The organism is Leptolyngbya cf. ectocarpi LEGE 11479, from assembly GCF_015207065.1.
Taxonomy (GTDB): domain Bacteria; phylum Cyanobacteriota; class Cyanobacteriia; order Phormidesmidales; family Phormidesmidaceae; genus Leptothoe; species Leptothoe ectocarpi.
This window is the reverse complement of the sequence record NZ_JADEXP010000401.1, coordinates 1-5,786: the sequence shown is the minus strand read 5'-3', so window position 1 is coordinate 5,786 and position 5,786 is coordinate 1. Positions and strand designations below refer to the sequence as shown.

The window sequence follows — 5,786 nt, the reverse complement described above, 5'->3', positions numbered from 1 at the left end:
TCTTTTCCATGGCCTCCTACAAACGTCGCAAACTCAATCAGCATCTGATTGACAGGTTTATTCGAAACTTAGACTTAGACGAGACTTTGATTAAATCACATCCCAACTTTCCAAGTCTTTGTGACTACGGGGTTCTAGTCTCCTAATTCTGTCCGGAGTATTGATATTACGGACATGAGTGATTCAAATCACTGATCAAACCAATACAAATCACACGTTGATAAAACTGCGATAAAACTGAATAAACTTGTTATAAAAACTGGATAAATTTGAACTTTTCAGAACCGTTATTGTCAAAGATGACTGCAACACTAGGTCTGTTGCAGTCCATCAACAGTGTGCAGTCATGAAGCCCCGATTTAATCCTAAATTCACCATAGCTACCGCTTACCCGATGATGTTTTCCTCGGCTGATCTAGGCCACATTGAACTAGATATGCTCAATGCTATCCTGACCGAAAAAGAGATCGGCCCTCCTCATCTATTGGCTCCGTCGGAAAATGGGTATGTTAATCCCCCAGCGCCAGATGGGTTCTACAACTGGCTAAGTGATAGTGAATTTGAGTGGCTATATCTATCAAGGCAGCTAGAGAATATTTGGGAAATTGAGCCAGAAGATTCCTTTAGAAAAGATCTAAAAAGTCCTAAAAAAACTTAAATCTCTCAGAGCTTTAGATAAAGTAGCAAAATGATAGATGGTCCAGTAGAGAAACTCTTGTTGTTAAGGGTCTCTAGAGATTGGAACTCATATCTGATTAAGTTTCAGAGACTGTACTGGACCACCCTAGATCATTCATCTTCTGCTTGATAAGCTCGTGGCATATAAACTTGAGAAGAACTCTATTATTTTCATTTTGTTTATAAACAGTTCTGACATACTACGATCCCTCTAGAGATAGCCCTTAGTTACCTCAAGGATGATCGTTTTCGAATATATAGATCCATGGAAAAGTAAGTTTCTGCAGAAATGTTTCATTTTTTAGCAACCACGCTATGAATGTAAAAAATAACACCTGAATAGCTGCACAATACCTCTAGGTATCTAGCATATCCACCCGTTTATGCTGAGGAGAGTGTGAAATCCTAAGTGAATGCAGTTGCTGTTGTGGAGTCTGGATAGTCGTGATGTGAACTAACGCAGTGGCGATAAACGAATGGGAACACTGTGCTTTAACTCTTGCATCAGCCGATGGGCCTGATAATCATAGAGGGCCAGCTGCAGAGTATTAGGCAAACTGGCCATCAATCGACGACAGTCTTCTAACTTTACACTTGAGAGCTTGGCTAGAACCTCGCTGGCTTCTGAGATCATAGTGGGATTGAGGGGCGCATCTACTTCCAGGAACCACTGTCGGGGAGCGGTCATTTCACCTCGTTCGATGCGACGTAAGCCATTGATGGAGGAAAGCACATAGAGCTTATCTCGCAGGTGAACTCGCAAGTCATCAGAGGGCATGGGGTAGTCTTGATACTGTCTGTTGGGCTGACTCTGGCGCAACAAAATCGGAACAACACCATAGCCATAGGCAATTTCTGCCAGAGGTTTGCCATCGAGAGTATCGCCGTACTCAATGGTATATTCCGTAATCAAAATGGTCTGGTGGTTTAACCGAAATAGTCCCAAAATGTTTTCACCAAAGGCAGCTCCGGCAAAGGCTTCTGCTGATAGGGCATAGACCGAAAACGAACGGGCCTGGGGTAAAAATGATTGAATGTTGTCGCTAAACAGCTGACTGAGGGTGCGAATAACGGGGGTAAAGGGCCGGTCCTCACTTTCTAGGGCCTCCGCTGCGAGCAGAGCCACCTCCAAATTAAGAACAGGATCGTCAGTGACAGCAATGACACTGCGGGCAGTGGAGAGATTGGCCTCCTGTAGCTGTTGCAGCATCGGGCCTTCCAATAAAGGAATTTGGTTGCGTAGAGCCGGATTATCCACCTGGTGGGTGATAGCCACCAGCGGCTGCCGCAGATCTTGCAAGATCCGGGTAACTCGTTTACCCACTCGCCCCAGCCCTAAAACAATCACATGATTTTCTTTGGGAACTTTGGGGCGACGCTGGAGAAATTCAAACCGAGAACTAAGTAGCTGATCGGCCAGTAAGCCCAAAACACCGATCACCATCAGCAAACTGGTGGTGGCAATTAGCAAACAGGCAATCAGTACCCAACCCTGGGCACCGCTAGATTCAAACCCACCAAAGACATCGCCGTAGCCGCCCAGGATGAGGATAGCGCCCAGAACAACAGCTTTGGTGAAGCTGATCTTAGGAACAATATTGAGATAAAGCAACAGGGTGCCAGTGATCCATAGGACAATGGCGGTGGTGAGTGCGATCGCAACCACCCGTCGCAGCGACTGCTGTTCCGCACTCTGCCAGAACGTCCACAATCGTCGTCGCCATGCCCCATCCAGTACATCAGCAATTCCCTGACGCAGCTTAAACCAGGGATCAGAGCGTTTGGGCATGTGCAGGATCTGGCTATGGGTCAGAGTTTTCACCTCCACATAGGCAACCTGGTCTCCCGACTGCACCCGCACGTGGGGCTGCCAACGGTGAAACATCGACGATGCCGTCGTCGCCCAGCCAATGGGTTGGTGAGGACTACTAAAGGGCTTTAGATTCAGCAGCCGGACATTCTGCCGATGGAGCCGATGCACCGGCATATCACAATATTGAGGATCCTTAGCTGTAATCTGCCGTTCTACCACCCGAAACTGAAACGCATCGATATTAAATACGCTCAGCGTATTATCTTCTAGACCGGCCAGGGCAAAGGTCATGGCCGGTAGCTCCGTTGCATCCAACGCCACAAACCGCCCCAGCTGACGACTGAGCAAACGATTTAGCCCCCGACGCGAGGACCGCACCACAATATGAACAGTTGGGTTTAACCGTCGCACTGCAATCGCCGTTTGTACATTAATACTTTCATCGCTGGTGACGATTAAAACCGCACGACACCGACCAATCTCTGCTCGTTGCAGCACATGGTCTCGGCGACAGTCCCCCACAATCGGTGGCTGACTGAGCATACTAGGCAGGTCTTCGAGTTCCCACTCCGTCACTGGCTCCCGATCGATGCCAGCGATCTGCACCTCAAAGGAATCCAAACTAAACTTAGTCAAATTGACAATGATCTGCTGGCCCAAACTTCCCAGACCACACACAATAAAATGATCCTGGTGCACCTCGGTGGACGGTGACAAATTAGGAATATACGTTCTAGGGTTTAGATCGCCATCATCACCAGCCATAGCTTATCCAATGTACATATTGGCTTCGTCATTATGTACCATTTCTGGTCTTGAATTATTCTTAACTACGTACTAACAGCCTAGCAAAATGTCGCCATTTAACCATCCACTTCCCAATGATTTACAACGCCAGATCCGAGCAGAGCGTAAATTTAACCTCAGTGAAGCCATTGGTCGTGAGGGTGGTTCATTTTTAAAGGGTAGTCAGGCGATGGTCCCCCGACCATTACGTGCTCTAGCAGCCATCAACGGGTCGATTGACCAACATCTGGTCGATCCTCATGGGGCACTACAGCCATGTCTCAAACGCTGGGTCAAAACCGATGGGCGGATTGGCAAATATCTAGACGAGCCCCTAACCGCATTGCAAGTGATTGTGCTCGATATTATGGAGAACCCCCCAATCCTGTACGAGTTTGCTCGTCAGGTAGCCGTGGAGTGTGGACAGATGAATGGAGAACGCCCTTATTTTCAGAAACCTGGTACAGAAGCCTCTCCAGATGCCGCATATTCCCACAAAAGTATTCAAGGAATCTTAGCCGAGTTACTCCATGGGGTCACTTCTGCCTCTAATCCGTTTTGAGTCAATACATCTTTCCTGTTGAGCCAAATCCACCCTCACCCCGTTGGGACTCGCTCAATCTTTCTATTTCTACAAATTCGGCTTGAATGACAGGGGCAATCACAATCTGTGCAATCCGCTGACCTGGGCTGATGTCAAAGGCAACCTGCCCCAGGTTGATCAAAATCACCTTAATTTCTCCTCGATAGCCGGCATCCACCGTCCCCGGTGTATTCAGCAACGTGATGCCGTGATGGAGAGCCAAACTACTCTTGGGCCGTACCTGCATTTCATAGCCTGGGGGAATTTCTGCTGCCAAACCGGTGGGAATGGCCATGCGCTGTAGCGGCTCTAGGGTGTAAGACTCAGTGGCAACTAAATCGGCCCCGGCATCACCGGGGTGGGCGTATCTGGGAAGAACGGCAGTGGGAGCAAGTTTTTTGAATTTGACAATGGGTACAGCCATAGCTTCCAACAGTTCTTCAAACAGCGACCGACTGAGGCTTGAGGTCGAGGGTTAAGGTCTCCATGGGACGCAAGGCTTTGATTTCTGTAGGAATGTGGGCAGCGGCGAGCTGCGATCGCACCGCCTCCACCCCTCCACTTGCCTTCAAAAACTTAGCCACCAGCCCCTCATAGGTAACATCCCCGCCATCGGCAGTGGGTAGCAGCCACTGAGGTTTGGTCTTTTGGGTTAGCTCTAAGGCCCCCTCGCCCCCTCGAATCACAGGCCCTAAGACAGGCAGTGTCAGGCTGACAAGCGGTGTAATCGCCACATCCACTGGCGGCCGCTGGTCGAGATCGGCCGCCGGGTAGCCATGGGGTTCATAATATATACGTAGTCCCGTACTTAGCACGGTGACAATATAAGCATTCTCCTGGGTCAGCGGTCCAATGGGAGCCCCAGGCAACGCTTCAATCAGAACATCATCCCCCAAACGATAATCTTGACCGGGAGTAAGGGCCGTCACATCGGTAAACCCTTTTTCTGTGGCCACGTTTGCCCCAGCGGTCGAAGCCACCACTGGAATCGATTTATCTAAAGCATCCAAGGTTTCTGGATGGGCATGATCTGCTAGACCTTGGGATAATAGCAACAGATCTACTTGGGTAGGAATCGACACAGGCTGAGGCCTGACTCCGCGAATTAGCCAGCTTGAGCCTCCAAATACCAGATCCCCCACCAGCCACGGATCCACCAATATATGACGTCCTGCCAGGTTAAACTGCCAACTGTTGACATCTAACCAAGTAATGTTTCCTGACTCTATTCCTGGCATAGCAGTCCCCTGATATAAGCGTAAAAAAATCCCAATGCCCTGAAGCCAAGGGCTCAATATTTAGAAATACTAGAGTCTTAGAGACCGGCTTATTAAAAATTGTACAGAATTGAGCTAGTAACCCTGACCAAAAATGTTCGTTAGCTGGAACAAAATAGAGGATATCCGTAAAAACAATTATTAAGTTTTTCTTATAATTTCGCCGTATTTCATACGTTTCTTCAAATTATTTCTTATTTTATCGAGGTGATCCCCGTATAATCAGGCTGGTTTATGTACAGATTCGGACAGCGTTTTTGAGCCATTTGCAACTTAGCGGATGTTACTCAGATAAAACGCTTAAATTCAGTGCCTATGCGTCGGCGATTGCTGAAAAATTACACCGTTTTAGTGACCCGTTCTGGACAGACCCCTGTCACCATTACGTTTACTCCACTTGCTGGGATGATCGCTGCGTTTGTCCTGCTGGGTGTGCCTCTTGGTTGGCTTGGAGCTGTTATTTTTTCCTTATTTCAAAGTAACGTTCAACTGGCCGATGAAAATCGCCAGCTAACGGATCAGGCCCATCAGGTCCTGACGGATCTCAATACACTCGATTCTGAAATTGAAAACTTGAAAGAGCGGGCGGGCTTACCTGAACTGGGCGCTCCGGATGTGTCGTCAGACAATAACCCCCCAAGGGGTGGGG

The 5,786-nt window shown here is 48.3% G+C and carries 5 protein-coding genes and 1 pseudogene; 3 read left to right on the top strand and 3 right to left on the bottom strand.

Annotated elements, in window-relative coordinates; all coding sequences use genetic code 11:
• Nucleotides 1-346 precede the first annotated feature (346 nt).
• Entirely contained in the window at nt 347-658 is a 312-nt protein-coding gene (locus IQ260_RS26820) for a hypothetical protein (protein ID WP_193996144.1), read from the top strand.
• A gap of 474 nt (nt 659-1,132) precedes the next feature.
• Here the strand turns inward: IQ260_RS26820 and IQ260_RS26815 are convergent, their stop codons facing one another.
• Nucleotides 1,133-3,256, bottom strand: coding sequence for an NAD-binding protein (locus tag IQ260_RS26815; RefSeq protein ID WP_193996143.1), 2,124 nt, complete (start codon nt 3,254-3,256; stop codon nt 1,133-1,135).
• A gap of 88 nt (nt 3,257-3,344) precedes the next feature.
• Between IQ260_RS26815 and IQ260_RS26810 the strand changes: the two genes are divergently transcribed.
• The gene (locus tag IQ260_RS26810; RefSeq protein WP_193996142.1) at nt 3,345-3,839 is read left to right on the top strand and encodes a hypothetical protein; all 495 of its coding nucleotides are present in this window, start codon (nt 3,345-3,347) and stop codon (nt 3,837-3,839) included.
• A gap of 1 nt (nt 3,840) precedes the next feature.
• Here IQ260_RS26810 and dut read toward each other — a convergent pair whose 3' ends face one another.
• Nucleotides 3,841-4,284 carry a dUTP diphosphatase gene (dut, locus tag IQ260_RS26805; RefSeq protein WP_193996141.1) on the bottom strand — a complete coding sequence of 148 codons (444 nt, stop codon included), beginning with the start codon at nt 4,282-4,284 and terminating at the stop codon, nt 3,841-3,843.
• A gap of 16 nt (nt 4,285-4,300) precedes the next feature.
• Nucleotides 4,301-5,098 (bottom strand): MBL fold metallo-hydrolase, encoded by a 798-nt coding sequence (locus IQ260_RS26800; RefSeq protein WP_193996140.1) that lies wholly within the window; start codon nt 5,096-5,098, stop codon nt 4,301-4,303.
• A gap of 354 nt (nt 5,099-5,452) precedes the next feature.
• On the opposite strand from IQ260_RS26800, the pseudogene IQ260_RS26795 reads away from it, so the two are divergent.
• Nucleotides 5,453-5,786 (top strand): annotated as a pseudogene (locus IQ260_RS26795) (M23 family peptidase); the annotation flags it as partial.